We start from the raw sequence: 25,204 nt of genomic DNA on the forward strand, positions 1-25,204 counted from the left end.
ACTGGTTTGACAAGCCGGCGGGCGCACAGCTTACTGACGCAGCAGACAAGGGCCCGTCCATGCATCGATCCACACGGCAGCAGCGAGCATTTCGGCAGGGAGCGCTCGCCGGCATGGCCCTCCTCTGGACGGCGATCCTCTGGGCGCCGGCTCTGGCCGAGCAGGCCATCGCGGACCCATCCGGCCCGGCCTTCGGCGAACCCGCCGCGCTGCAGGCGGCGGTGAGCGCCGGGGACCTGCCGCCGGTGTCTGAGCGCTTGCCCGAGCGCCCGCTGGTCATGCCCGTCGATGCGACCTGCCCGGCCGACCGGCTCGGCGGCACGCTGCGGATGATCGGCGGCAGCGCCAAGGACACCCGCACCCTGTCGGTCTTCGGCTATGCCCGCCTCGTCGGCTATGACGAGGACTACGCCTTCGTCCCCGACATTGCCGAGCGCTTCGAGGTCGAGGAGGGGCGTATCTTCACCTTCCATCTACGGCCCGGCATGAAATGGTCCGACGGCGCGCCGTTCACTGCCGACGATTTCCGCTATTTCTGGGAGGACATGGCGCAGAACCCGCAGATCGCGCGGTTCGGCATTCCGGGCGAGCTGCTGGTGGAGGGCAAGCCACCCCGCGTCACCTTTCCGGGGCCCTACGAAATTCGCTACGAATGGGCCAGGCCGAACCCGAACTTCCTGGCGACCCAGGCCGCCGCCCTGCCCTTCGAGCTCTACCGCCCGTCCCATTACCTGAAGCAGTTCCACGAGGCCTATGCGGACCCGGAGGAACTGGCGGCGCGGGTCGAGGCGGAAGGCCAGCGCAACTGGGCGGCGCTGCATTTCAAGATGGACCGCGGCCACCGCAACGACAATCCGGACCTGCCGACGCTGCAGCCGTGGAAGCTCGCCACCGAGCCGCCCTCCGAACGGCTGATGTTCACCCGCAACCCCTATTTCCACCGTGTCGACGCGCAGGGGCGCCAGCTGCCCTATATCGACACCGTCGCCCTGACGATCGCCAATGCCGACCTGATCCCGGCCAAGGTGGCCAATGGCGAGGCCGACCTGCAGGCCGCCTATCTCAGCTTTCCCAACTATCCGTTCCTGAAGCGGGCCGAAGCGCGCGGCGGCTTCGAGGTCCGCCGCTGGGAATCCGGCCGCGGTTCCCACGTCACGCTCTACCCCAATCTGAACGTGAAGGACCCGGCCTGGCGCCGGCTGGTCCAGGACGCCAATTTCCGGCGGGCGCTGTCCCTGGCGATCAACCGCGACGACATCAACAAGGCGATCTTCTACGGCCTTGCCGTGCCCGGCGGAAACACCGTCCTGCCCCGCTCGACCCTGTTCGACCCGGAACTGCCGACGATGTGGGCCGGCTACGATCCGGACGCGGCCAATGCGCTGCTCGACGAATTGGGTCTGGAACGCGAGAGCCGCAACGGCCTGCGCCTGTTGCCCGACGGGCGCCAGATGCGCATCGTCGTCGAGACCGCCGGCGAAAGCCGCGAGCAGAGCGACGTCCTGCAGCTGATCCACGATGACTGGCGCCGGCTCGGCATCGATCTCCTGATCCGCGAATCCCAGCGCGAGGTCTTCCGCAACCGCATCAAGGCGGGCTCGACGCTGATGTCGGTCTGGACCGGTCTCGACAATGGCGTGCCGACGCCGGCCACCGACCCGGCCGAACTCGCCCCCTCCACGGCCGAACAGCTGCAATGGCCGTCCTTCGGCATGCAGACCGAGACCGGCGGCGAAGGCGGCGAGGCGATCGGCGGCAGCGAGGCGCTGGCGCCGCTGCGCGAACTTGCCGAGCTGCGCAAGCGCTGGATGCGGACCGACGACGACGCCGAGCGCGCCGACATCTGGGGCCGGATGCTGCGGATTTCCGCCGATCAGGTCTATACGATCGGCATCGTCGCCGGCGTCGACCAGATCGTCGCCGTGGCGGACACGCTCAACAACGTGCCCGAGCGCGGCGTCTACAATTACGAGCCCGGCGCCTATTTCGGCATCTACCATCCGGACGGGTTCTGGTTCGATTGCGGCGCGTCCGCCCTGGCAGGAAAACACGGATGATCCGCTATCTTGCCGGCCGCCTCGTCACCATGGCCTGGACGCTGCTGGCGATCAGCGTGCTGGTCTTCGTCATCATCCAGCTGCCGCCCGGCGACTACCTGACCAGCTACATCGCCGAGATTCGCGCCCAAGGCGAGAACGTCACCGTCGACAAGATCGCCTTCCTGCGCGAGCAATACGGCTTGGACAAGCCCTTGTGGGAGCAGTATCTCGTCTGGGTGACCGGGCTGATGCAGGGCGATCTGGGCTATTCCTTCGAATACAACCAGCCCGTCGCCGACATCGTCGGCGAGCGCATGCCGCTGACGCTGCTGCTCAACGTGGCGACGGTCATCTTCGTCTATCTGGTCGCCTTTCCGATCGGCATCTATTCCGCCACCCATCAATACAGCTGGGGCGACCATGGCCTGAGCTTCCTCGGCTTTCTCGGCCTCGCCACGCCGAACTTCCTGCTGGCGCTGATCCTGCTCTATCTCGCCAATGTCTGGTTCGGCACCTCGATCGGCGGGCTGATGGACCCCCGTTTCATCGACGCGCCCTGGTCGCTGGAGAAGGCGGGCTCCGTGCTGTCGCATCTGTGGGTGCCGGTGCTGGTCATCGGCACGGCCGGCACTGCGGGCATGATCCGCCGCCTGCGCGCCAATCTCCTGGACGAGTTGAACCGCCAATATGTCGTCACCGCCCGGGCCAAGGGCCTGCCGGAACACCGGGTGCTACTGAAATACCCGCTGCGGATGGCGCTCAATCCGTTCATCGCCGACCTCGGCAGCCTCTTGCCGCAGATCGTCTCCGGTTCGGTGATCATCTCGGCGGTCATGTCGCTGCCCACCACCGGGCCAATGCTCCTGTCCTCGCTGCGCAGTCAGGACATGTTCCTCGCCGGCTCCTTCCTGATGTTCCTGGCCCTTTTGACGGTGGTCGGCATGTTCGTCTCCGACGTGCTGCTGGCCATTCTCGATCCGCGCATCCGGCTCGGAAAGACCACCATCCGATGAGCGAGACGCCGCATTTTGTCTCGCGCGAGCCCTTCGATTCCGAAGCCACGGTCGCGGCTGGCTCGACCGTGTCGCTGGCCTATATGGAGGCCTCCCAGACGCGGCTGATCTGGTGGCGCTTCCTGCGCCACCGCGTCGCCGTGGTGTCGCTGGCGTTCCTCGTCGTCAGCTATCTCTCGATCCTCGTGGTCGAGTTCCTGGCGCCCTACGACATGCAGAGCCGGCACACCGACTTCATCTTCGCCCCGCCCCAGGCCGTGCATCTGTTCCACGAGGGCAGCTTCGTCGGGCCCTTCGTCTATCCGCTCGATTTCAACCTCGATCTCGACACCCTGCAGCGCGAATACACGCCCGACACCAGCCAGCCGCTGCCGCTGCGCTTCTTCTGCCAGGGCGACCCCTACGAATTCTGGGGGCTGGTCTCCGGCGACCGGCACCTGGTCTGCCCGCCGGAGGGCGGCAGCCTGTTCCTGCTCGGCACCGACCGGCTCGGCCGCGACATGCTCTCGCGCATTCTCAGCGGCGCCCGCATCTCGCTCACCGTCGGCCTCGTCGGGGTGACCCTCAGCTTCATCCTCGGCATCACGATTGGCGGCCTCGCCGGCTATTTCGGCGGCTGGATCGATTCCGTCGTGCAGCGGGTGACCGAGATCCTGCGCTCGCTGCCCGAACTGCCGCTGTGGCTGGCCCTGTCGGCCGCCCTGCCGGTTACCTGGAGCCCGCTGCTGATCTATTTCGGCATCACGCTGATCCTCGCCCTGCTCGACTGGCCGGGTCTCGCCCGCGCCGTGCGCTCCAAGCTCTTCGCCCTGCGCGAGGAGGATTTCGTCGTCGCGGCCGAAATGCTCGGCGCCCGTCCGCGCCGGATCATCTTCCGCCATCTGCTGCCGAACTTCATGAGCCATCTCATCGCCTCGGCGTCGCTGTCGATCCCGACGATGATCCTGGCGGAGACGGCCTTGTCCTTCCTGGGTCTCGGCCTCAGGCCACCGATCACCAGCTGGGGTGTCCTGTTGTCGGAAGCCCAGAACATCGAGGCGGTGGCGCTCTATCCTTGGCTGCTCCTGCCGATGGTGCCGGTCATCCTGACGGTGCTGGCCTTCAGCTTCGTCGGCGACGGGCTGCGCGACGCCGTCGATCCGCACCACCACCACTGACCCGCGCCGCACCCGACGCGGCTCCAGCAGCGCTCAGGAGACGGCGCGCACCGGCGCGTCGGCGGCTGCGGCAGCGTTCCGGCGCGGCGTGAACAGTTCCATCCGGCGCTCCACGCCGTTCAGCGCATGGGCCCCGACCGAGATCCAGTCGTCCGGCGACAGGGCTGCGACCTCGGCGCTGGCGAGCACGTTGGTCTCCACCGTCTTGGTCAGCTTCTCGATGCGCTCGACCTCGGTCACCGTCGAGCCGATCACCGTGAAGGCCAGCCTTTCGGGCACGCCGATATTGCCGAAGACGACGCTGCCGACATTCAGGCCGACGCCGAATTCGATGAGATCGAGACCGCGCTCACGGCGCGCCGCGTTGGTCGCGTCGCGCAGGGCGAAGGATTGGGCCACGGCCTGCTGCACCTCGGCCGTGATGCCGGGCCCGTCGATCGGGCCGTCGCCGAGCGGGAAGATCACCAGCACCGCATCGCCGATGAAGGCCAGCACCTCGCCGCCCGCTTCGATCGCCGGCCGGGTCGCGCATTCGAAATAGTCGTTGAGGAGCTTCAGGAAGGCGTCGCTGTCGAGCGTACCGGTCAGCCGTGTGGAATCGCGCAAATCCGAATACCAGACCAGCGCCTTCGTCGTAGCGCCGTCGCCGAGCCGGATATTGCCGTCGAGAACGCTCCGGCCGGCCTTTCGCCCCAGATAGGTCTCGACGATGTTGGTCATGATCTGGGACTGGATGATCGTCTTGCAGACCAGCGCGAAGGTGAGCTGGATTTCCTGCAGGATGTCGAGATCCTCGTCGGTGAAGCCACTCGCCCGGTCGCTCGCCCAGATCACGATGACGCCCCGCGCCTGCAACTCGCTATAGGCGCCCGGTTGCGAGAATTCGGTCTTCAGGGCGATGTAGTCGGTGTAGCCGGCCGCCGCGAGTTCCTCGAGAATGGCGAAATCCAGGAGCTTGCCGGGCCCCGAGAGGCGCCGCCGCAGCACCGGAATGTCGGCCTCCACCATGTAGCGCAGCGGACTGCGCTGCCACGCGTCGGTATTGGCGTCCTGGTGGTGGAAATGCTCGATCCCGACATCCTCGTCGCGATGCCACTTGACCATCTCGGCGCGAAACAGCGGATGCAGGGTTGGCCAGTTCAGCCGCGCCCGCGCGATCGGCACGCCGATGCCGGTGAGCCGCAGACAGAGATCGCGAAAGATCGTCTGGATGTCGCTCTTGCCCAGCGACTGCTTCAGCAGCCAGTCGTCAACCTGCTTGGCCAGTCCCATCGTCGTGACTTTCCGTTACCGTTCCGTCCTCGCCGATCGCCAGCGTCAGGCCGGTCGCACCGATGCGCGCGCCGGCGAAACGCGCCTGCGCCTCCTCGGCGAGCTTTGCCAGCGAAGCATCGGTCCGCAGGACGTCGTGGTGGAAGATGACCAGCCTGTCGATGCCGCCGGCCTGACACAGGCGAACCCCCTCCTGCCAGGTGGAGTGGCCGAAGCCGCGGTACTTCGCCATGTCCTCGTCGCTATAGGTGGAATCGTAGATCATCACCTCGGCCCCGGCGACGAAGGCGGCAACCGCCTCGTCACGCGTGCCCGGCTCGTGCTCGGTATCGGTGATGTAGCAGATCGAGCGGCCCTCGAAGTCGACCCGGTAGCCGACCGCCCCGTTCGGATGGTTGAGGCGAACCGTGCGCACGATGATGCCGTCGCCGAGGTCGAGGACCGCGGGCGGACGGAAGTCGCGATAGTCGATATGGGCGGCGAACTGCTTCGGCGTCACCGGGAAATAGGGCGGCCGCATGAACCGCTCGACCATGTCCCGGCAGGTCGTGTCGTCGAGGAAATGGCCGGCATGGATGCGCACCGCCGCGTGGTCCTTGTAGAGCGGGATCACGAAGGGCAGGCCGATGATGTGGTCGAAATGGCAATGGGTGAGCAGGATGTCGATCTCGCCGACCTGCTCCTCGTAAAGCTTGCGCCCGCAGCCCACGATGCCGGTGCCTGCGTCGAAGACCAGCACCCGGTCGCCGCAACGCACCTCGACGCAGCTGGTGTCGCTGCCGTAGCGGGTATTGGCCGCCGCCGGTGCCGGTATGCTGCCGCGTGCGCCCCAGACGGTGAGCTCGAACCGGCTCAATCTGCGGCGTCCGGAGCGATGGCGGCCCGGTTGCGCGCCGCCACCAGTTCCTGGTTCATGTGGGTCAGGCGCTCGGCCAGTCCGCGCATCACCTCGGCGGCGATCTCCGGAAACTGGCGCAGCAATTGCAGGAAGCACTCCTTGCGCACCCGCAGGGCCGAGACGTCGCTCTTCGCCGTGACGGTCGCGGTGCGCGGCGTGTCGCACAGGATGGCGATCTCGCCGACCACGTCGCCGGGTCCGAGCGTCGCCACCACGAAGTCGCCGTCTTCCGTCTCGATCGAGACATCGGCCTCGCCGGCGACGAGCACATAGGCGGAATCGCCACGCTCGCCCTGCCGGCACATGACCTGCCCCTGGCGATAGGCGATCGAATCCGAGGTGAAGGCGATGAGCTTCAGCCGGCTGGGTTCCATGCCGGCGAAGATCGGGACCGAACGAAGCAGGTCCATTTCAGATTTGAGCAGTGTCACGTCGTCCTCTCGGTCATCCGGCCACTTCGGTGTCGTCGCGCGCAGCATCCGACCCGTGCGGACGCGTTTCGGCCCCCGTCGAGTTCGTGATCATGCGCCCGTCCTTGAATTCCAGTCTCCGGTCGAAGAGCTCCGCATGTTCGGCGTGGCTCAGGACCCAGAAGATCGTCTGCCGTTCGATGCCGAGTGCCGCACGGGATGCGAGGACACGCACAATAGTCTCCCGCTGGCTCTCCCCGTCAAGTGACGACAGCGGCCGGTTGAGAACCAGGAGATCGGCGCGCTTGAGCAGCGCTCGGGCGAGAGCCAGCTTCTGCTGCTGGCCCGACGACAGCCGCTTGGCGCCGCTGCCAACGTCGAAATCCAGTCCGATCTCGAACACCGTCTGCGACAGGCCGGTCTCGCGCAGGGTCGCCACCAGCACCTCGTTGATGCGCGCCGAGGCTTCGGCATAGCGGTCGACGACGCGGCCGAAGAGGATGTTGTCCTGGAAACTGGCGGCCGGGTTGATCGCCCCCGGCACATGCATCGACACAGCCTGGGCAAGCTCGGGGTCCATGCGCTCCAGAAGCCGCGCACGGGCCGACAGGACCGCCGCCTTGATATCGTCGTCGAGCAGTCCGAGCCGATGGCGGGGCTCGATATAGCCGAAGGCCAGCTCCTGGAAGGCGCGCCGGTCGCGTCGACGCTCGCTGGTGCTGCCGTCGGTCGCGGCGCGCCGCAGCGCCGCCTTGTAGCCGTCGACCTCTTCCGGCGTCATCAGGTCGACATTGTCCATCAACGGACTGTCCGGCGCCAGATCGCCGAAGATCTCGATCACCGTCTCGGCGATCTGCCGGCCCATCTCGTGCAGTAGGTCGTCGAGCCCCGCCTCCTCCAGGACGGCGACCATCTGCGGCCGGGCGGCCAGCGGCATCTCCTCGGCGGCTTCCGGCAGGGCGATGCCGAAGACGATGTTCTCCAGGACCGTCGCATAGTCGGAATAGCGGGCCGGATCGAAGGATTCGAAATAGACCTCGTCGCCGCCTTCCGCGAGCCGTTCGCGGAAGCGCCCGCGGGCCTTCAGGACATGGGCGCAGGTCTCCTCGGGCAGGTCCGCCGGCACCCGGTTGCGCAGCCCGAGCCGGGCGATGTCGATGCGGAAATCGGCGACGTCCAGCACCTGCGCAAGGCGGCCGTGCAGTTCGTGCGGCCCGGTGATGCCGGCCGCCGCGTAGTCGATCCAGTCCCCATCGACGTCGAGGTCGCTGTTGCCCGACGCCCGGGCTTCGAGCTGGCGCGCCTCGCTGGCGGCGCGGTCCCCGCCCGCCGGCACCAGCGGTGCATGGCGCAGTCCGTAGACCAGCGCGTCGCGGATCGACATTTGCGGGAAATACAGCCCCGAGGTGGCATAGGCGATGCGGCGCCCGACAAAGGCGTCGGGCAACCCGTCCAGCGCATGGCCGTCGATGCTGATGCGGCCCGACGCGGCGTCGGCCAGCCGCACCAGGGCCTCGGCAAGATATTCGGCCCCGCCGCCGATCGGCCCCGAGGCCGCGATCGCTTCGCCCGGCGCCAGCCGCAGGCTGGTGGGCTCGAGGAGGTCGTTGCCGGAATCGTCGGCGATGCGCAGCCCCGAGATGGCGATCTCCCGCTCGATCCGCGGCGGCGTCTCGTAGGATAGCTTCTGGACGTCGGGCGAGATCAGGTTGCCCATCACGAACTGCTCGCGGATCTGGGCGTATTTCGACTGCACGTCGACCCGGAACTGGTCCCAGGCGATCAGCTCCTTCAGCGGCCCAGGCAGCTCCTTGTAGGCGGCGATGACCGCCACGAGCTGGCCGATGTCGAGCCGCCCGGCGATCACCAGATAGCCGCCGGCCAGATAGAAGATGAAGGGAGTGATCTGGGCGAGCAGGTTGTTGATGAAATTGACGAAGAACTTCCAGCGGAAGAAGTCGTAGCGGATCGACAGGATGCGGCCGAGCCGGCTGCCGAGCTCGGCGCGCTCCCAGTTGGAGGTGTCGTTGGTGCGGATCGAGGGGATGCTCTCGACGATCTCGCCGATCCGGCCCGACAGGAGCCGGGCGGTGATCTGCCTTGCCCGGGCGAGCCTGACCAGCCGCCGGCGCATCTGCGGGATCAGGATGAGCTGCAGGAGCACGACGCCGCCGGCCACCGCGCCGAGCCAGACATTCTGCAGGAAGATGAAGAAGAGACCGGTGCCGGCCTGGCTGAGCAGCAGGGCGGGGTCGGCGAAGGCGCTGCCGCCGAAGCCGCCCACCGGCTCGGTCTCGTCCTTGATCATGGAGGAGATCTCGGGGCCGCGCACCTGCTTGAAACGGGCGGTCGGGAACCGCAGCACCAGGTCGACGAGCTGGAACCGCAGTCGCCGCAGAAGCTGCTCGCCGAGCCGCCCCTTGTAGTTCGACAGATAGAATTTGAAGAGCCCGTTGACGATCACGAAGAACAGGAAGGTCAGGCTGAGCCACAGGAGCACGCCGAGCCGGTCGAGCTCGACGCCGTCGAACAGCGCCAGTTCGCCGCCGCCCAGAAAGCCCGGCAGCGGCAGCGAGACCGCGAACAGCGTCTCGGTCTGGCCCGGCGCCCAGTCGCCCTGGATCGGCCCGTTGACGATCCGCTTCGGCAGGTCGAGCGTCAGATACAGGAATGGCAGCGAGACCAGGAGGACGGCGAACAGCCAGATCTGCTGGGGCCGCGAATGGCGCCAGACATAGCGGAAGATGCTCTCGTCGAGTTCGTCCGCTGCCGCCATGTCAGCGCCGCTCCGTCGCCGGCGATGGCGCTGGCCGTCCGGCGAGGAAGTCGAGATTGGCGGCCCGCACGAAATGTCCCGGCCGGGCCTCCAGCAGCGGCCGGGCGACGCCGGGCTCGGCCGTGAACGGCGCCGGCCAGTTGCGCTGGCCGATCTCGCCCACCGGCGGCAGATGGGCGAAATCCAGCGGCCGCTGCGGATCGGCGTGCGGCACCGCCTGCATCAGCATCTGCGTATAGGGATGCAAGGCGTCCTCGAAGAACGCCGCGCGCGGCGCCAGTTCCACGATCTCGCCATCGCACATCACCGCAATGCGGTCGGCGACATAGTTCACCACCGCCAGATTGTGCGAGATGAACAGATAGGTCAGGCCGCACAGGCGCTGCAGATCCCTGAGCAGATTGAGGATCTGCGCCTGCACCGACACGTCGAGCGCGGCCACCGGCTCGTCGCAGATCAGGAATTCCGGCTCCAGCGCCAGGGCGCGGGCAATGCCGATCCGCTGGCGCTGGCCACCGGAAAAGCTGTGCGGATAGCGGCCGGCATGCTGCGGCTCCAGCCCGACGGCGGCCAGCAGCCGCTCGACGCGCACGCGGCGCTCCGCCCGGTCGCAAACCGCGTGGATCTCGAACGGTTCGGCGAGGATCGCCCCGACCGTCATGCGCGGATCGAGGGACGAGAACGGGTCCTGGAAGACATATTGCAGCCGGTTGCGGACGGCGAAGAGCTGGCTGCGGTCGGCCGTGACGAGGTCGAGAGGCCCGTCGGGCGTGTCGAACAGCATGGCGCCCCTGTCGACCTGCACCGCCTGCATGATCGCGCGGGCAAGCGTCGTCTTGCCGGAGCCGGATTCGCCGACGAGGCCGAGGCACTCACCGCGGCGGATGGTCAGCGAGACGTCCTTCAGCGCATGGATGCTGGGCGCCGGCGCGCTGGAAAAAAGCCGCCGGTCGCCGCGCCGGGAAAAGCTCTTGGCGACCCCTTTCAGCTCCAGCAGCGGCGCGCCGACAGCGCCCGATGGCTCGCGCCGCATCAGCGCGCCGGCGTCCACCTTGATCTCGCGGATCGGCTTCAGCCGGGGCGATTCCGTCTGGTCGAGATCGGGCACCGCCTTCATCAGCGAGATCAGATAGGGGTGCTGCGGATCGGCGAAGATCGTCCCGGACGACCCGGACTCCACCACCTTGCCGTGGTGCATCACCACGACGTCCTCGGCCAGGTTGGCGACGACGCCGAGGTCGTGGGTGATCAGCAGGACGGCCATGCCGAGCTCGCCCTGCATCTCGCGCAGCAGCTTGATGATCTGCGCCTGCAGCGTCACGTCGAGCGCCGTCGTCGGCTCGTCGGCGATCAGCAGCGCCGGCTTGCAGATCAGCGCCATGGCGATCATCGCCCGCTGGCGCAGCCCGCCAGACAGCTCGAACGGATAGGATTTCAGCGCCCGCTCGGGCTCGGGAAACCTGACCAGCCGCAAGGTCTCGATGGTCCGCTCGCGCGCCTCGGCGCCGGAGGCGCGACCGTGCACCTCCAGCACCTCGCCGATCTGGTCGCCGAGCGTGTGCAGCGGCGAGAAGGAGGTCATCGGTTCCTGGAAGACGATCGAGATCGACTGCCCGCGCACCGCCCGGAAGCGGGGGCTGCGCGGCGACATGGCGGCGAGGTCGACCGGGCCCTGCAACGGATCGTCGAAATGGATGCTGCCGCCGGTGATCACCGCGCTCTTCGGCAGCAGGCCGAGAATGGCCTGGGACGTCACGGTCTTGCCGGAGCCCGATTCCCCGACCAGCGCCACGGTGCGCCCCGCGCCGACGCTGAGGGACAGGCCGCTGACGGCCTTCACCGTCCCGGCCATCGACTGGAATTCGATGGACAGGTTCTCGATCGCAAGCAATGGCCGCGCGGCGACCGATGCGGGCCGGTCCGGCGTGTCTATCGGCCGGTCCAGCACCGAGGCACCGCTTCCCCCTGGCATCCGCTCATTCCACCTCTTCGGCTCCGCGGCATGGTCCTTCGCGCACGGGCGTTGCGATTGCAGCACGGAACCGCGCGGCAAGTCATGCAGATTTTGCGATCCTTTGCCCGCCTCGGCTCACTCGCCCGCACCGCCGGCCATGGCGGCGATCGTCGCTGCGGCGTTCGCCGCGCCCTCCAGATCGATCGTGGGGCGCGCCCCCGCCTCGCACTGCCAGGCCTCGGTCACCGCCGCAGCCATGGTCTCGGCCGACAGGCGCGAGGTCGGCACCACCGACAGGAGCCCCATCTTCCCCATGCGCTCGGAGCGGAACCATTGCTCGGTCTCCTCGCCCTCGTCATAGGGCACGACGACGGCCCGCGCTTCGGCGCGCAGGAGGTTCATCACCGTGTTGTAGCCGGCCTGCGAGATCGACAGGGCGCAGCCGTCGAGCCGCTCCTGGAAGTTGGTCTCGAAGCGCTTCACGATGGTCGTCTCGTCGGCCAGCGCCGCCAATGCCTGGAACTCGTCCTCGGCCATGCGCGGCCCGGTCAGGAAACGCCAGACCCGGTCGGCGAGCGGCGTATGCGGCCGCGCCGCCATGACCGTGCGCATCAAAGCGCCGGCGGCCGCGCCGCCGCCGGCCGACACGATCACCTCGCCGTTGCCCGGCGCTGCGCCGCGCTCGGCCGGCTCCGTGACATAGCCGGTATAGCGGATGAGATCGTCGATCTCGCCGGCATGGGGGTAGGTCTCGGCGAAGGTGAAGAGCGACGGATCGGAATGGACGAGCACGGCGTCGAGATGCTCGCGCGCCAGCGCGGCGCCCTTGGCGGCCCGCTCGGCATGCTTGGTCTCCACCAGGATGTCGCGCACCGAGGTCACGCATTTGACCCGCGGCTTGTCGCGCGACGCCCGTTCCAGCAGCGGCACCAGCTCGAAATTGAAGCGCCAGCGTCCGAAGGGGAACATCTCCAGGAGCACGACGTCCGGCTGGACCTTCTCATAGAGCGCCAGCAGCGCGTCGCGCCGAGCCGCACGCCATGCGTCGGTGATCGGCTCGCCCTCGGCATCGTAGAGCGTCTTGAAATTGGCGCCGTCGATATGGGTCGGCGGCAATTGCACCACCTCGGCGTTGGCGAAGGGCATTTCCGCGACCGGCATGCCGCCGAGCGCCACCGTCACCTCCATGCCGCGCCGGGCCATGGCATTGGTGAGGAGTTCGCCGCGCCGCAGATGGCCGACGCCCAGCAGATGCTGGACATGAAAGAGAACGCGCATCAGGCCGTCTCCGCCTTTCCTGTTGGTGTGGGCCGTCCGAGCGTGTCGGACAGCGCGGCGTCTAGCGCCGCGGAGGCTGCTTCCAGCGAATGATGCCGCTCCGCCCGCCTGGATGCCGCTGTGCCCATGCGGGTCCGCAGCCCCGGATCGAGCAGCCGGCGCACCGCGGCGGCGAAGGCCTCCGCATCGCCTTCCGGCGTGAGCAGTCCCGTGATTCCATCCTCGACGATGCCGGAGACACCGCCGCTGTTGCCCGCCACCGCCGGAAGCCCCGCCGCCTGCGCCTCGAGCAGTGCCATGCTCCAGGATTCCTTGATCGCCGGCCAGACGGCGAGATCGGCCGCGGCGAAGAGGTCGGGTATCTCATGGGGCGTCGCGGCACCATGGAACGCCACCCGGCAGGACAGGCCGGCGAAGGCGGCGCGCACCTGCGGCTCGGCCGGGCCGGCACCGACGATGAGGACGTCAAAGGCCGCGCCGTCGAGCCTGCCCAGAGCCTCCGCCAGCAGGCGATAGGAGGCCAGCTTCTGGTCCTCGCGCATCATCGCCGCGGCGATCAGCCAGGGCCGCTCCGGCCACAGGCCATGTCGTGCGGCCAGGGCTGCGCGGGTGTCGGTGCGCCGCCCGGCCGCTGCCCGCCAAGGCTGCGTATCGACGAAGGGCGGCAGCGCCCGGTAGGCGGTCTCGGCCCCGAGCCAGGGCATGACGCCTGCCTTGTCCGCCGGGTTGAGGCCGATGACGAGGTCGGCGCGCGACAGGGCCACGAGGCTGGCGTCGAACCCCTGCGCCCAGCGTCCGCCGCGCTGCTTGCCCGCGACCGAGGCTTCGGCGACGACATAGGGAATGCCGAGCGCCGTGGCGACGCGCGGTCCCAGCCAGTCCGGCGCCTTGTGGTAGAGATGGTAGGTGAACCAGAGGTCGATCCGGGGCTTCGCCATCCTGCCTTGCCGCAGCAGCCGCTCGGCCAGCCGTCCCCCAATCGTCTGCAGGCGCGCCTGCCGCGCCGGGTCGCCGCGGTCGTGGCTGCGAAAGCGCGACGGCACCACGACGCCGTGGCCGGCCAGCCGAAGGGCCTCGATCAGGCCACGCGCCACGGTGCGGTCGCCGGATGGCCGCGGATCATCGGGAGATTTCATCGGCGCGTAGAACGCGATGTTCATGCAGTGCCGGTCTTGGGCAGGGTCCGGGCAGGCGCCCATTTGTCGCCATCGGAGACGCCGCGGCTGGCGCTGCCCGAATGGCGCCCGGCCGCGATGTAGCCGTCGGCCAGCTCGCAGATCGTCTTCAGGCCGTCGAGAATGCCGTCCACCGCCACCGAGCGCGGTCGCGCCTGTCCCGGCAGCGCGCGGATGGCATCGGCCATGGCGCCGGGATTGTCGATCTCGTCGTCCAGCAGCATGGCGATCAGGCCGAGCTCCTGGGCCTGCGAGGCACGGATATACTGCTCCAGCCGAGGCTGGCGGCGCGGCACGACCACGGCCGGCTTGTCGAAGGAGAGGATCTCGCAGAACGTGTTGTAGCCGCCCATCGCGACCATGCCGGCGGCCCGCTCGATCAACGGCTCGATACTGGCGGCGAAGGTGATCAGGTCGACGCTGTCGAGGCGAGCCGCGCGCCGCTGGAAATCCGTCTGGTAGCCGGTCTCCATGAAGGGACCGAGAACGATCTTGGCCCGCACGCCGATCGACGGATCGGTCTCGTAGGCCCGCAGCACCCAGTCCACCAGCTGGGCGCCGTCGCCGCCGCCGCCGGTGGTGACCAGCACATAGGGTCGCTCGCCGATCCGGATGCGATCCGGCAGCGCGCCCGAGGGCTCGTCCGCGCGCTGCAGATAGCCGGTGAAGGTCGCCTTGCGCCGCACCGCGTCCGAGACGCCGATATCGGCCAGCGGATCGCAGATTTCCGGCAGCCCGTAGATCCAGATGTCGTCGTAATAATTCTCGACGGCGCCGAAGGCCTCCTTGCGGGTCCATTCCTCGATCAGCCGCGACGGCTCGTCCATGATGTCGCGCAGCCCCAGCACCAGCCGGGCGCCGGTGGTCTTGAGGTGATGCAGCGTCGCCTCGACCTCGCCGCGCATGCCGAGCGGCTCCTTGTCGACGATGAAGATGTCGGGATCGAAGATTTCGGCGGTCGAGCGGATGATCGCGCTGCGGATCTCGGTCAGATCCTCCAGCGACAGGCCCGGATTGGACGGGGCGTAGGTGTCGGCGCCGAGCTTGACGACGCCGGGCACGCGAATGAAATCGACCTGGGGCGGAAAACTGAACGAGCCGACGATGGGCGAGCCTGCTACGATGAGGATCGAGATGTCGGGCCGGTGCGCCACTAGGGCCTGCGCGATCACCCGGCAGCGGCGCAGATGGCCGAGACCGTAGGTGTCGTGACTGTAGATGAGAACGCGCGGAGGCCGGGCTTTCATCAGATACTCCTGCCGCTCCGACCCTGCTCGACCGGGACACACTGGCCATTTTCCGGCCCCGACGCAAGCGCGCGTGTCCCCGGGGAAACCGCGCCCGTCTACCGCCGCGACGGATCGACCGCAATGACCACAGCCGGGGACGGAGCGTTCATGAGGGCCACTTACCGGGCGAAACCGACGTGAGCAACCGAAACAAGCTGCTGGCGCCCTTCGCCCGTCGCGAATCCAGCCGCGCCATTCCCGAGCGCGTGCGCGAGGTCGTGGATCGCTTCGAAATCCGCAGCGAACGGTTGATCGGCTGGGTCCAGCTCGGCATCGGCCTGTTCATCACCGCACTCTATCTGGTGTCGCCGCGTCCGGTGGACAGCGAGATGCAGCATCCGGTGCCGATCAGCCTCGCGGTCTATCTCTGCTTCACCGCCCTGCGCCTGTTCCTGTCCTACCGGATCCGCCTGCCGGCCTGGTTTCTCGGCCTGTCGGTCCTCGTCGACATCGCGCTGCTCTACGGTCTCGTCTGGTATTTCCACGTCCAGTACGGCCAGGGCGCCAGCTTCTCCCTGAAGGCGCCGACGGTGATGTATGTCTTCGTCTTCATCGCCATTCGCGCCTTCCGCTTCGATCCGGCCTGGGTGCTGGCGACCGGCGCTGCCGCGGCGCTCGGCTGGGTCGGGCTGACGCTCTATGCCATCGATGCCGAGGGCACCGACGCCATCACCCGCAGCTTCGTTGCCTATATCCACGGCGACGGCATCCTGGTCGGCGCCGAGATCGACAAGATCGTCGCGATCCTCGTCCTCACCACCGTCCTGGCGCTTGCCCTCGTGCGGGCCAAGCGGCTCCTGGCGGCGGCGACGCTGGAGCATATCGAGCGCGAGGAGATCCGCCGCTTCCTGCCGGCCGATGTGGAGCGCGCCATCGTCACGTCGGCGGAATCGGTGGTGGCCGGCGACGCCGAGGAGCGCGAGGCGGCCATTGTCATCCTCGACATTCGCGGCTTCACCGGCTTCATGGCCCGGCACGACGCCCGGCAGGTGGTCGAGGTGCTGGTCGGACTGCACGCCCGCATCGTGCCGGTGATCGAGCGCCATGGCGGCATCGTCGACAAATATCTCGGCGACGGCCTCTTGGCGACCTTCGGGGCGACAAGGCCGTCGCGGACAGCCGCCGCCGAGGCCCTTGCGGCCCTCTGCGAAATCCTCACTCTGTCCCGGGAGTGGGCGCAGGAGATGGAGATGCGCTTCGGTCCGATCGGCCTGCGCGTCAACGGCGCGGCGACCGCCGGAACCGTCGTCTTCACCGCGCTCGGCGACGAGCACCGGCTCGAATACACCGTGATCGGCGATCCGGTGAACCTCGCCGCCAAGCTGGAGAAGCACAACAAGGTCGAGCAGACCCTTGGCCTGACCACCCAGGCCAGCCTCGACATGGCGCAGGCGCAGGGATTTCGCCCGCCCGCCGCCGCCAGCCTGACCCGCCTCGATCGCCGGCAGGTACAGGGAGTGGACGCCCCGCTCGACCTCGTCGCCTTCGCCTGAGTGCTCAGGGCAGCTTCTGGTCGAGGAGGATCACCTCCGAATGCAGATGGTCGACATCGCGGGGCGCGACATCCGCCGGGCGATACCAGCGCGGCAGCCTGATCGTTTCCACCGTGCCTTGGTCGTCGCCCGGCGTCATGAAGCGCGTGTCGATGGCGAGGACGCCGCGCTCGCCGGTCACGATGCTGTCGGCAATACCCTGCGCATGCGCCGACAGGAACGCCGGATCGCTGGCATGCAGGATCTCGTGATAGGCGATCGCCTCGCCCTTCAACTTGCGCTGCCAGACCAGCCAGGTGTCACTGATGATAGCGTGGTGCAGGTCGAAGCCGGCATGGGCGTCGAGGACAACCCGCTGCGCGGGATCGAGCCGCTCGCGGATCGCCGCCGCATCCCGCAGCACCGGCAGGCGCCCCGGCGCCCCGCTCGGCCGGAACAGGCTGCGGCTGTCGTCGAGCACCGAAAAGCCCAGCGCCCGGATCTTGCGGCCAGTGGCTCGGCGGGCCGTCATGGTCTGGTAGGTGACGCCGGGCTGGGCCATGCCCGAGCGCAGCAGATCGTCGCCGGTGCCGTCGCCGCGATAATCGGCGAGAAGATACCAGGAGGAGAGATCGCAGAAGCGCCGCAACTGGCCGCCGATCACGCGGTCGCTGTAGATCGTGCCCATGAAGCCGACGACATGCCCGTCATCCTCCACCAGCCAGCCGCGCTCGACCCCCTCCGGCCGCCAGGGATAGTCGAGCAGCCGGGCCCAGCGCTCGCGCGGAATCTTCGCGTTCATGCGGGTGTGCAGGAGTTCGACCACCGCGGCGATGTCGCCGGCGCGCGCCGGCCGCACGGTCGCGCTCATCGGACCAGTTCGTCCGTCGGTGCGCCGGCGAACAACGCCCCCGCATCGCGCCATTGGATCGCCGGATGGGCGGCGAAAAGGGCCAGCAATTCGTCGAGAAACGCCCAGGTCTCGGCGTCGTGGACGAGATGGTGGGTGAGGATGCCGAAGGGCTCGGCTGGATCGCTGCGGCCGAGCCGCCGGTCGGCGAGGCGCTCGGCGGCCAGCCGGACCAGCTTGTCGTGCCCGGCGAAACGGGCGCCGCCCTTCCAGGTGAGAAGATCGAGATGGGCGTTCACATGCCGGCAGGCCGCCTGTGGCGACACGGTCTGGCGCGGCCCGAACACCGAGATGCCGGCATAGCCCATGGCCGGCAATGCCTCGGCCACCGCCGGCTCGATCCGGTTCCAGGGCGGCACCATCACCGGCACGAAACGGTCGCCGAACGCCGCTGCCAGACGCCTGCGCCCCTCGTCGAACTCCACCAGCACCTCGGCCAGAGGCCGGTCGCCGCCGCATTCCACGGCGCGCCCGCCGGTCGCGGCCTGGTTCCTGTGCGCGTGGCCATGCTGGAGAACGGTGAGGAGCGGATCGCCGCGATGGGCGATCAGGCTGTCCGCCAGCCCAGCGGGAATGACCGCCAGCGCCAGCGGTGCCGCATGGCGGTGCGCAGCGGCAATTAGCGCCTCGAGCGCTGGCGTCGCGGCCATCGCGTCGTCGTCCCGCCACCACATGTCGATCCGCCGGCCGGCATCGTGCCAGGCGTCGAGTTCGCTCAGAAGATCGTCAGCGTTGCGCATGGCGCGGCTTTAGCGGCGATCGGGCGCGCGGGCAATTGCGGCGCGGCACGACCGATCGGCCGGAGCAGGAGACGGTCAGTCTCTTTCTTCGTCTTCCTCGGCGTCCTGTTCGTCGTCCGGAATATCGGTGCCGATCAGCCGCTCGTCGGGCTCTTTGCCGGCAAAGGAGTTGTCGGTGCGCTGCAGCGCATTGTCGAGGACGCCGCCATCGGCGGGCTTTTGATCGTGTCTGGGAGCCTTCGGATCGGCCATTGCGCGTCCTCCTGATGCAGTCGAACGCCTAACCACCAAAATGCCCCCCCCGTTCCACTTGGGGGGCATAGGAGGCGGCAGCGCGCCGCCGCCTCCGCTTCGCTGGCCCTACTCGGCCGGCACGTCGCCGGCAGGCATGTAGAGATCGCCGCCCTCGCGATATTTCTGCGCCATCTTCTCCATGCCCTCCTTCTGCGCCTCGGCGCGGATGTCGTGGGAGATCTTCATGGAGCAGAATTTCGGGCCGCACATGGAGCAGAAATGCGCCACCTTGTGCGCCTCCTTGGGCAGCGTCTGGTCGTGGAAGGAGCGCGCCGTCTCCGGGTCGAGGGAGAGGTTGAACTGGTCCTCCCAGCGAAACTCGAAGCGCGCCCGGCTCAGGGCGTCGTCGCGCAGCTGCGCCGCCGGATGGCCCTTGGCGAGATCTGCGGCATGGGCCGCGATCTTGTAGGTGACGACGCCGACCTTCACGTCGTCGCGGTCCGGCAGGCCCAGATGCTCCTTCGGCGTAACGTAGCAGAGCATCGCCGTGCCGAACCAGCCGATCATCGCCGCACCGATGCCCGATGTGATGTGGTCGTAGCCCGGCGCGATATCGGTGACCAAGGGTCCGAGCGTGTAGAACGGCGCCTCGCCGCAGACCCGCATCTGGCGGTCGACATTCTCCTTCACCTTGTGCATCGGCACATGGCCCGGCCCCTCGATCATCACCTGGCAGCCCTTGGCCCAGGCGATCTTCGTGAGCTCGCCCAGCGTGTCGAGCTCGGCGAACTGTGCCGCGTCGTTGGCATCGGCGATCGAGCCGGGGCGCAGGCCGTCGCCCATGGAGAAGGACACGTCATAGGCCCGGCAGATATCAGCGATCTCCTCGAAATGCTCGTAGAGAAAGCTCTCGCGGTGGTGGTGCAGGCACCACTTCGCCATGATCGAGCCGCCGCGCGACACGATGCCCGTCGTCCGGTCCACCGTCAGCGGAATATGCGACAGCCGCACCCCGGCATGGATGGTGAAATAGTCGACCCCCTGCTCGGCCTGCTCGATCAGCGTGTCGCGGAACACCTCCCAGGTCAGGTCCTCGGCGATGCCGTTCACCTTCTCCAGCGCCTGGTAGATCGGCACCGTGCCGATCGGCACCGGCGCATTGCGGATGATCCAGTCGCGGATGTTGTGGATGTTGCGGCCGGTGGACAGGTCCATCACCGTGTCGGCGCCCCAGCGGATCGCCCAGACCATCTTCTCCACTTCCTCGGCCATCGAGGAGGTGACGGCGGAATTGCCGATATTGGCGTTGATCTTGACCAGGAAGTTGCGGCCGATCGCCATCGGCTCGACTTCCGGATGGTTGATGTTGGCCGGGATGATCGCACGCCCGGAGGCGACCTCGTCGCGCACCCATTCCGGGGTGATGAAATCCGGGATCGCCGCCGAATACGGCTCGCCGTCGCGCTCCAGCGCGCGCTTGGCCTCGGCCCGGCCGAGATTCTCGCGGATCGCGACGAACTCCATCTCGGCGGTGACGATGCCGGCGCGGGCATATTCGTACTGGGTCACGGCGCGCCCGCCCGTCGCCCGGCGCGGGGCGTTGCGAACCGGAAATTCCGGCGTCAGCTTCTCAGCCGGCAGATTGCCGTTGTCCTCGGGCTGCACCGCGCGGCCCTCGTAGAACTCGGTGTCGCCGCGGGCCGCGATCCAGCTCTCGCGGATGCGCGGCAGGCCCTTGGCGATGTCGGTCTCGATCTGGCTGTCGGTATAGGGGCCAGACGGATCATAGACGATGACGTCGGGCTCGCCCGCGGTCGGGTGCACGGTGATTGCGCGCATCGGCACGCGGATATCGGGAAAGGCCGTTCCGGCCAGGTAGATCTTGCGGGAGGCCGGCAGCGGGCCGGCGGTGACGGTGGGTGTCACGGCATTCATCTTGGTTCTCCAGTCGCGCTCGCGTCGGAGATCCAGTTCTGCTTTCGGTGATCGAAAACTCTCGTCGGCCTGTCGGATCGCCCCTGTCGTCGGGGGATTGGCCCGCATTGCGGGCCGGAGAGGTCGGCGGCTTTCCCATCCCTACGCCAGTATGAACTGGATCAGGTTCGTAGGGTCGCCGCGCGCTTCGCCGATGATCGGCGGCCGTCGGCCTCTCAGTTCCTTGCCGGAACTCCCCTTGGACGAGCGGACGGTAGCAGCCCCCGTGGGGGTGTCAACAGCGGTTGCAGCCGTCGTCGGACAAGACCGGCGCGACGACGCGAAGAGACCGAGAGCGGGAAGACGGGAAGCAGGATTGGCTGCGCCGATCGGGACATCGCGGCGGCAACGCAAGCGATGCGCCGCGGGCCGGGACGGCCGGGAGGTGGTCAGGGGCAAAGCCCAAGCCAGAGGCCCGCGATGGGTGTCGCGGGCGGTCCGCGGCGCGAGCGGCGCCGTCGGACGAGATGTGTGTCACATGCGGGCGGCCAGCGCCCCGTCATGCGGCCGGCAGAGCCGAGACCCTAGAGGATGTCGAGGCTGACCTTGGCGGTGCCCGAATGGATCATGCCGATCTTCGAGGCCGCGGCGCGCGACAGGTCGATGATCCGGCCGCCATGATACGGGCCGCGGTCGTTGATGCGCACGACGACGGACTTGCCGTTGCGACGGTTGGTGACGCGCACCTTGGTGCCGAAGGGCAGCGTCTTGTGAGCCGCCGTCATAGAATTCATGTTGAAGCTTTCGCCGTTCGCCGTGCGGCGACCATGAAAGCGCTTTCCGTAATAAGAGGCGGAACCCGAGGCCGCGGACTTCGTTTCGGCTACGACCGGAGTGATTGCGGCGGAGTACGAACCGACCATCGTTCCGGCGAAAAGCGCGGCCGCGAGAGCGGCCTTCGGCAGAAACTTCATTCTTGGCATGTCCTTGAGATGCGACGTTTGCGACGCCGCCTCCTTCGTCAATTCCTGTGACGAGAAAAAGGACGGACTCTGGCAGCAATAGGGTCTTTCTACGACAGCGGAACTTTTCGGGCCCTGGCGTATCGTCCTGAACCCAAACGAAGAATTTCCGTCCGAGCCCTGTGCTGAATGCGACAGCGATGTCGCATTCGCGCCGATGCCGCCTCAACCGGTCAGACCGCGAGCGGCGGGGTGCGGCCGCTGTCCTCCAGTTCCCATTCGGCCTGCCAGTCCATGCCGTCCTGCGACAGGACAAGGTAGTTGCGCTCGCTCGTATAGGTCGCGCTGCGGGACGGCAGCGGCCGCAAGCGGATCTTCCGGCCGCGCAGCGGGCTCTCGCCGACCCGCGCGAGAAGGCCGAGCGCAAACGGATAGGCCGGCCCGGGCGCGGGGTGGGAAATGCCGGACGCGACGAGCTGGTGCATCACACTCCCGTTCAGAAGCCGCATCTCGCCGCGCGTCGCCAGGTGGATTTCGCCGGAAACGACCACGAGCCCGCCGACGGCTCGCTCGGCGCGATCGGCCAGGCATTGCAGGCAGCGGATCCATTCGCGCCGATGCGCCCGGCTCTGCCACTGGTCGCGCAGATCGTCCGACAGCTTGGCGACCCGCGGCACGATGCCGGCGACGAGCTCGGCCCAGCTCAGCCGCGGCCCGAGCACCGGCACGCTGGACATGAGCACGATCCGGTCCGGCTCCGGCGTCGACTCCAAGGCCGTCTCGAAGCTCTTCCATCCGACCGGCCCCATCACCCGGTCGGGACGGCGTTCGCTGCGCAGGTCCGGCGCGAGGATCGTCAGGCCCGGATAGCGCACCGCGACGCCCAGGCTGCGCGCCTGCCGGTCCAGCGCGATCGCCGGCAGATCCGCCTCGTCCGCCGCCAGCTGGAAGATCAGGAACATCTCGCGCGCCGCCTCGAACAGGCCGCGCCCGACGGGACTGTCCAGAAGCGCTGCCGGATGGCTGCCCCAGCCGTCGATGATGTCATGGTCGTCCCACATCGACACGGACGGCACATGGGCCGACATCGCCCCCATGGCGGGCCGGGCGAAGCTGATCAGATAGCGCTCGAAATAGAAGCGCCGGATCGCCGCCCGGGCCGCGTCGGTCAGCGGCACGGTGCCGCGCTCGTCGGGCTTCAGCCTGGTCCAGCGCTGCACATCCGGATGACAGGCGAGGACGTCGTCGGCATAGAGCTGGTCGCCGCCCTGCAGCATCAGGGAAAAGGGCGCGCGGCCGTGCTCGGCGGTGAGCCGGGTCCACATGGCGTCGCGCTCGGCGATGTCGCGCGTGAGATCCCCATTCTCCTGGCCGTTGCAGGAGACATAGGCGATGCGCGCCGCGCCGCCCTCGGGGCTGACGACGGCATAGTCGGTCTCGTCGATGCGGTAGGAGCTGGTGGTGCCGGCCGGCAGCGAGAAATCGTAGCGCCAGACCGTGCGGCCGAACCTCGTGGCCAGCGCTATCGGCTGCGTCGCCTCGCCCGCGGCGAACAGGTCGGGCGCCGCGGCCGCTTCGTCCAGGACAAGGATCGCAGCGAGATGGTCGCGCCGGCCATCGCCGCCGCGTGCATAGAGGATCGGGCCGATCCGGTCCGGAAGCGGATCGGCGGCGGAAACGGTCTCGGTCATCGGCTCCTGCCGGCTTGGCTGTGACCGATGCCCGTCCCGGCTTCGGTCTCGCCCCGCCATATAGGAAGCCATGGCTGCCATGCCGACCGCAATGCTGCCATCACGCGGGCCGGACGATCGGACGCCGGCGGAATCGACAGGGCTTGCGGCCTCCGCAGAGCCCCGCGCCGGCCGAACTCAGTCGGTGGTGGTCTGGACGCCGGGCAACGCCTGCATGCGGGCGTCGAGCGTGGCCGTATCGGCGGCATCCGGGGTCGGCGCGGCGGCGTCCGCCGCACGAACGCGTCCGCCCTTGCCGCTGTCGGCGCGGGCCGGTTGTTCGGTCAGCCCCTGCCAGAGCGTGAGGAAGGGATTGGCCTCGTTACCGGTAGTCTTGCGCGGCGCCATGGCGGTGGCCGTCGCGAGACCGGCCGGGGCGGACGTGTCCGGTTCCGGGCTCGGCGCGACGGCGGCGGTGCGGACCTCGTCGATGGCCGCGGCGGCACCCTGCTTGCGGACCTCCGCCTGGGACGCCATGCGGAAGCCGGCGCTGCGCTGGTCGCGGGAGATCTTCTGGTAGAAGGCGTTGCCGCCGGCAATCACCTTGTAGTGCATGTTGCCGTAGCCGAAGCTCAGGCCCGCCGTGTGGAAGAACTTGGCGTCACCCACCTGGGCATGGCGCTTGCCGGACAGCACCTCATGGGCGGTCTGCATCGCCAGTTCCTTGCCGGCCCCCATGTCGCGGGTCATCACGCCGGGCGCGAACTGCTTGGGCTGGGCGACCACGTCGCAGACGGAATCGGGATAGCTCGGCGAGCCGACGCGGTTCATCACCACGGTGCCGACGGCGAGCATGCCCTCGCGGCTGGAGCGGTTGGATTCGAAGAACATCGCCCGGGCGAGGCATTCCTGGCTCGGACCGTAGCTGAGGGGTGACACCACCTCCTCGATCTCCGGTGCGCCGACACAGCCGGACAGGACGGCAGCGGACAGAAGGGTGGCAAGGGCCGGCAGACGGCCGCGGATCGACAACGTGCTCATGGCGCTGTCGTGGTCACGAAATGTGTCGGCAAACGGGGCGGCGTGTCCGGGAATGACACCGGCAAGCGATTCCGCCGGCCGGTGTTGCCGAATCGCCGCGCCTGCCGCCGGGTCAGACCCGGCGTTCGATCATCATCTTGCGGATCTCGGCGATCGCCTTGGCCGGGTTCAGTCCCTTCGGGCAGGACTGGGTGCAGTTCATGATGGTGTGGCAGCGATAGAGCTTGAACGGATCTTCCAGATCGTCGAGCCGCTCGCCGGTCGCCTCGTCGCGGGAATCGATCAGCCAGCGATAGGCCTGCAGCAACACGGCCGGGCCGAGATAGCGGTCGCCATTCCACCAATAGGATGGGCACGAGGTCTGGCAGCAGAAGCACAGGATGCACTCGTAGAGACCGTCGAGCTTCTCGCGGTCCTCATGGCTCTGGCGCCATTCGCGCTCGGGCTCGGGCGTGTCGGTTTTCAGCCACGGCTCGATCGAGCGCAGCTGGGTATAGGGCACCGTCAGATCCGGGATCAGATCCTTGATCACCGGCATGTGCGGCAGCGGATAGACCTTCACGGCGCCGCGGATCTCGTCCATGCCCTTGGTGCAGGCCAGCGTGTTGGAGCCGTCGATGTTCATGGCGCAGGAGCCGCAGATGCCCTCGCGGCAGGAGCGGCGCAGCGACAGGGTCGAATCGACCTTGTTCTTGATCCACAACAGCGCGTCGAGAACCATCGGGCCGCAATCGTCGGTGTCGACGTAATAGGTGTCGGTCCGCGGGTTTTCCTCGTCGTCCGGCGACCAGCGATAGATCTTGAACTCGCGCACATTCGTCGCGCCCGCCGGCTTGTCCCACACCTTGCCGGGATTGATGGTGGAGTTCTTCGGGAGGGCAAGTTCGACCATGAGGATGTATCCGGTGCCTTTCTGGAATCGTTCGCAACATAAAGCGTGCGCTGCAAAACACCAGAGACGAAACGGCGCGGAAAGGCTTCAAATCGTTTGAAGTCCGGC

20 protein-coding genes and 1 riboswitch are annotated in these 25,204 nt (G+C 68.0%); of the genes, 4 read left to right on the forward strand and 16 right to left on the reverse strand.

The window, feature by feature from the left end; genetic code table 11:
- Nucleotides 1-113 precede the first annotated feature (113 nt).
- From ACEQX1_RS04950 to ACEQX1_RS04960, 3 genes are read left to right on the forward strand one after another with little or no spacing between them, the layout of a single operon-like run.
- Nucleotides 114-2,057, forward strand: coding sequence for an ABC transporter substrate-binding protein (locus ACEQX1_RS04950; RefSeq protein WP_370196175.1), 1,944 nt, complete (start codon nucleotides 114-116; stop codon nucleotides 2,055-2,057).
- Nucleotides 2,054-3,052, forward strand: coding sequence for an ABC transporter permease (locus ACEQX1_RS04955; protein ID WP_024351820.1), 999 nt, complete (start codon nucleotides 2,054-2,056; stop codon nucleotides 3,050-3,052). Before ACEQX1_RS04950 ends, ACEQX1_RS04955 begins: the two co-directional genes overlap by 4 nt.
- Nucleotides 3,049-4,209, forward strand: a complete 1,161-nt coding sequence (locus tag ACEQX1_RS04960) for an ABC transporter permease (RefSeq protein ID WP_370196174.1) — start codon at nucleotides 3,049-3,051, stop codon at nucleotides 4,207-4,209. Before ACEQX1_RS04955 ends, ACEQX1_RS04960 begins: the two co-directional genes overlap by 4 nt.
- 33 nt (nucleotides 4,210-4,242) lie before the next feature.
- Here ACEQX1_RS04960 and ACEQX1_RS04965 read toward each other — a convergent pair whose 3' ends face one another.
- The 8 genes from ACEQX1_RS04965 to ACEQX1_RS05000 form a co-directional block, all read right to left on the reverse strand.
- The gene (locus tag ACEQX1_RS04965) at nucleotides 4,243-5,481 is read right to left on the reverse strand and encodes an adenylate/guanylate cyclase domain-containing protein (protein WP_370196173.1); all 1,239 of its coding nucleotides are present in this window, start codon (nucleotides 5,479-5,481) and stop codon (nucleotides 4,243-4,245) included.
- Nucleotides 5,459-6,337, reverse strand: coding sequence for an MBL fold metallo-hydrolase (locus tag ACEQX1_RS04970; protein WP_370196172.1), 879 nt, complete (start codon nucleotides 6,335-6,337; stop codon nucleotides 5,459-5,461). Before ACEQX1_RS04970 ends, ACEQX1_RS04965 begins: the two co-directional genes overlap by 23 nt.
- Complete coding sequence (locus ACEQX1_RS04975) at nucleotides 6,334-6,789, reverse strand: cyclic nucleotide-binding domain-containing protein (protein WP_029703611.1); 456 nt, start codon at nucleotides 6,787-6,789, stop codon at nucleotides 6,334-6,336. Before ACEQX1_RS04975 ends, ACEQX1_RS04970 begins: the two co-directional genes overlap by 4 nt.
- 34 nt (nucleotides 6,790-6,823) lie before the next feature.
- The gene (locus tag ACEQX1_RS04980) at nucleotides 6,824-9,565 is read right to left on the reverse strand and encodes an ABC transporter transmembrane domain-containing protein (protein WP_370196170.1); all 2,742 of its coding nucleotides are present in this window, start codon (nucleotides 9,563-9,565) and stop codon (nucleotides 6,824-6,826) included.
- A gap of 1 nt (nucleotide 9,566) precedes the next feature.
- On the reverse strand, nucleotides 9,567-11,417 hold the full coding sequence (locus tag ACEQX1_RS04985) for a dipeptide ABC transporter ATP-binding protein (protein WP_370196597.1): 1,851 nt from the start codon (nucleotides 11,415-11,417) through the stop codon (nucleotides 9,567-9,569).
- A 237-nt stretch (nucleotides 11,418-11,654) separates the two neighbouring features.
- Nucleotides 11,655-12,797 carry a glycosyltransferase family protein gene (locus ACEQX1_RS04990; protein ID WP_370196169.1) on the reverse strand — a complete coding sequence of 381 codons (1,143 nt, stop codon included), beginning with the start codon at nucleotides 12,795-12,797 and terminating at the stop codon, nucleotides 11,655-11,657.
- Nucleotides 12,797-13,957, reverse strand: coding sequence for a glycosyltransferase family 4 protein (locus ACEQX1_RS04995; protein WP_370196168.1), 1,161 nt, complete (start codon nucleotides 13,955-13,957; stop codon nucleotides 12,797-12,799). The genes ACEQX1_RS04990 and ACEQX1_RS04995 overlap by 1 nt, the downstream gene beginning before the upstream one ends.
- A complete protein-coding gene (locus tag ACEQX1_RS05000; RefSeq protein WP_370196167.1) occupies nucleotides 13,954-15,219 on the reverse strand; it encodes a glycosyltransferase family protein in 1,266 nt (421 codons plus the stop codon). Before ACEQX1_RS05000 ends, ACEQX1_RS04995 begins: the two co-directional genes overlap by 4 nt.
- A 179-nt stretch (nucleotides 15,220-15,398) precedes the next feature.
- Here ACEQX1_RS05000 and ACEQX1_RS05005 point away from each other — a divergent pair, with 179 nt between their 5' ends.
- The gene (locus ACEQX1_RS05005) at nucleotides 15,399-16,754 is read left to right on the forward strand and encodes an adenylate/guanylate cyclase domain-containing protein (protein ID WP_370196166.1); all 1,356 of its coding nucleotides are present in this window, start codon (nucleotides 15,399-15,401) and stop codon (nucleotides 16,752-16,754) included.
- Nucleotides 16,755-16,758: 4 nt separating this feature from the next.
- On the opposite strand, the gene ACEQX1_RS05010 is transcribed toward ACEQX1_RS05005, so the two are convergent.
- The 8 genes from ACEQX1_RS05010 to ACEQX1_RS05045 all read right to left on the reverse strand — a co-directional run bounded on the left by ACEQX1_RS05010 (nucleotide 16,759) and on the right by ACEQX1_RS05045 (nucleotide 25,096).
- On the reverse strand, nucleotides 16,759-17,604 hold the full coding sequence (locus tag ACEQX1_RS05010; protein WP_370196574.1) for an N-acetyltransferase family protein: 846 nt from the start codon (nucleotides 17,602-17,604) through the stop codon (nucleotides 16,759-16,761).
- A complete protein-coding gene (locus ACEQX1_RS05015; protein ID WP_370195375.1) occupies nucleotides 17,601-18,383 on the reverse strand; it encodes a polysaccharide deacetylase family protein in 783 nt (260 codons plus the stop codon). Before ACEQX1_RS05015 ends, ACEQX1_RS05010 begins: the two co-directional genes overlap by 4 nt.
- Before the next feature lie 75 nt (nucleotides 18,384-18,458).
- A complete protein-coding gene (locus tag ACEQX1_RS05020) occupies nucleotides 18,459-18,635 on the reverse strand; it encodes a hypothetical protein (protein WP_370195374.1) in 177 nt (58 codons plus the stop codon).
- 108 nt (nucleotides 18,636-18,743) lie between these two features.
- Nucleotides 18,744-20,552 (reverse strand): phosphomethylpyrimidine synthase ThiC, encoded by a 1,809-nt coding sequence (gene thiC, locus ACEQX1_RS05025; protein ID WP_370195373.1) that lies wholly within the window; start codon nucleotides 20,550-20,552, stop codon nucleotides 18,744-18,746.
- A 121-nt stretch (nucleotides 20,553-20,673) separates the two neighbouring features.
- Nucleotides 20,674-20,801, reverse strand: a riboswitch (TPP riboswitch).
- Between the two features lie 314 nt (nucleotides 20,802-21,115).
- The gene (locus ACEQX1_RS05030; protein ID WP_050767383.1) at nucleotides 21,116-21,505 is read right to left on the reverse strand and encodes a septal ring lytic transglycosylase RlpA family protein; all 390 of its coding nucleotides are present in this window, start codon (nucleotides 21,503-21,505) and stop codon (nucleotides 21,116-21,118) included.
- A 221-nt stretch (nucleotides 21,506-21,726) separates the two neighbouring features.
- A complete protein-coding gene (locus ACEQX1_RS05035) occupies nucleotides 21,727-23,184 on the reverse strand; it encodes an alkaline phosphatase D family protein (RefSeq protein WP_370195372.1) in 1,458 nt (485 codons plus the stop codon).
- Nucleotides 23,185-23,361: 177 nt separating this feature from the next.
- Nucleotides 23,362-24,204 (reverse strand): cell wall hydrolase, encoded by an 843-nt coding sequence (locus ACEQX1_RS05040; RefSeq protein ID WP_370195371.1) that lies wholly within the window; start codon nucleotides 24,202-24,204, stop codon nucleotides 23,362-23,364.
- A 112-nt stretch (nucleotides 24,205-24,316) separates the two neighbouring features.
- Nucleotides 24,317-25,096, reverse strand: a complete 780-nt coding sequence (locus tag ACEQX1_RS05045) for a succinate dehydrogenase iron-sulfur subunit (RefSeq protein WP_009207956.1) — start codon at nucleotides 25,094-25,096, stop codon at nucleotides 24,317-24,319.
- Nucleotides 25,097-25,204: the final 108 nt, after the last annotated feature.

Origin of the sequence: Aurantimonas sp. (assembly GCF_964217435.1) — a bacterium.
GTDB classification, from domain to species: Bacteria; Pseudomonadota; Alphaproteobacteria; order Rhizobiales; family Rhizobiaceae; genus Aurantimonas; species Aurantimonas coralicida.

Excerpts from the sequence above, each read along its gene's own strand:
- ACEQX1_RS04955 (WP_024351820.1), top strand. The coding sequence starts at position 2,054 with ATGATCCGCTATCTTGCCGGCCGCCTCGTCACCATGGCCTGGACGCTG.
- ACEQX1_RS05035 (WP_370195372.1), bottom strand. The coding sequence starts at position 23,184 with ATGACCGAGACCGTTTCCGCCGCCGATCCGCTTCCGGACCGGATCGGC.
- ACEQX1_RS05045 (WP_009207956.1), bottom strand. The coding sequence starts at position 25,096 with ATGGTCGAACTTGCCCTCCCGAAGAACTCCACCATCAATCCCGGCAAG.
- ACEQX1_RS04950 (WP_370196175.1), top strand. The coding sequence starts at position 114 with ATGGCCCTCCTCTGGACGGCGATCCTCTGGGCGCCGGCTCTGGCCGAG.
- ACEQX1_RS05010 (WP_370196574.1), bottom strand. The coding sequence starts at position 17,604 with ATGAGCGCGACCGTGCGGCCGGCGCGCGCCGGCGACATCGCCGCGGTG.
- ACEQX1_RS04975 (WP_029703611.1), bottom strand. The coding sequence starts at position 6,789 with ATGGACCTGCTTCGTTCGGTCCCGATCTTCGCCGGCATGGAACCCAGC.
- ACEQX1_RS04985 (WP_370196597.1), bottom strand. The coding sequence starts at position 11,417 with ATGGCCGGGACGGTGAAGGCCGTCAGCGGCCTGTCCCTCAGCGTCGGC.
- ACEQX1_RS05015 (WP_370195375.1), bottom strand. The coding sequence starts at position 18,383 with ATGCGCAACGCTGACGATCTTCTGAGCGAACTCGACGCCTGGCACGAT.
- ACEQX1_RS04965 (WP_370196173.1), bottom strand. The coding sequence starts at position 5,481 with ATGGGACTGGCCAAGCAGGTTGACGACTGGCTGCTGAAGCAGTCGCTG.
- ACEQX1_RS05000 (WP_370196167.1), bottom strand. The coding sequence starts at position 15,219 with ATGAAAGCCCGGCCTCCGCGCGTTCTCATCTACAGTCACGACACCTAC.
- ACEQX1_RS04990 (WP_370196169.1), bottom strand. The coding sequence starts at position 12,797 with ATGCGCGTTCTCTTTCATGTCCAGCATCTGCTGGGCGTCGGCCATCTG.
- ACEQX1_RS05040 (WP_370195371.1), bottom strand. The coding sequence starts at position 24,204 with ATGAGCACGTTGTCGATCCGCGGCCGTCTGCCGGCCCTTGCCACCCTT.
- ACEQX1_RS04960 (WP_370196174.1), top strand. The coding sequence starts at position 3,049 with ATGAGCGAGACGCCGCATTTTGTCTCGCGCGAGCCCTTCGATTCCGAA.
- ACEQX1_RS05030 (WP_050767383.1), bottom strand. The coding sequence starts at position 21,505 with ATGAAGTTTCTGCCGAAGGCCGCTCTCGCGGCCGCGCTTTTCGCCGGA.
- ACEQX1_RS05020 (WP_370195374.1), bottom strand. The coding sequence starts at position 18,635 with ATGGCCGATCCGAAGGCTCCCAGACACGATCAAAAGCCCGCCGATGGC.
- ACEQX1_RS04995 (WP_370196168.1), bottom strand. The coding sequence starts at position 13,957 with ATGAACATCGCGTTCTACGCGCCGATGAAATCTCCCGATGATCCGCGG.
- thiC (WP_370195373.1), bottom strand. The coding sequence starts at position 20,552 with ATGAATGCCGTGACACCCACCGTCACCGCCGGCCCGCTGCCGGCCTCC.
- ACEQX1_RS04980 (WP_370196170.1), bottom strand. The coding sequence starts at position 9,565 with ATGGCGGCAGCGGACGAACTCGACGAGAGCATCTTCCGCTATGTCTGG.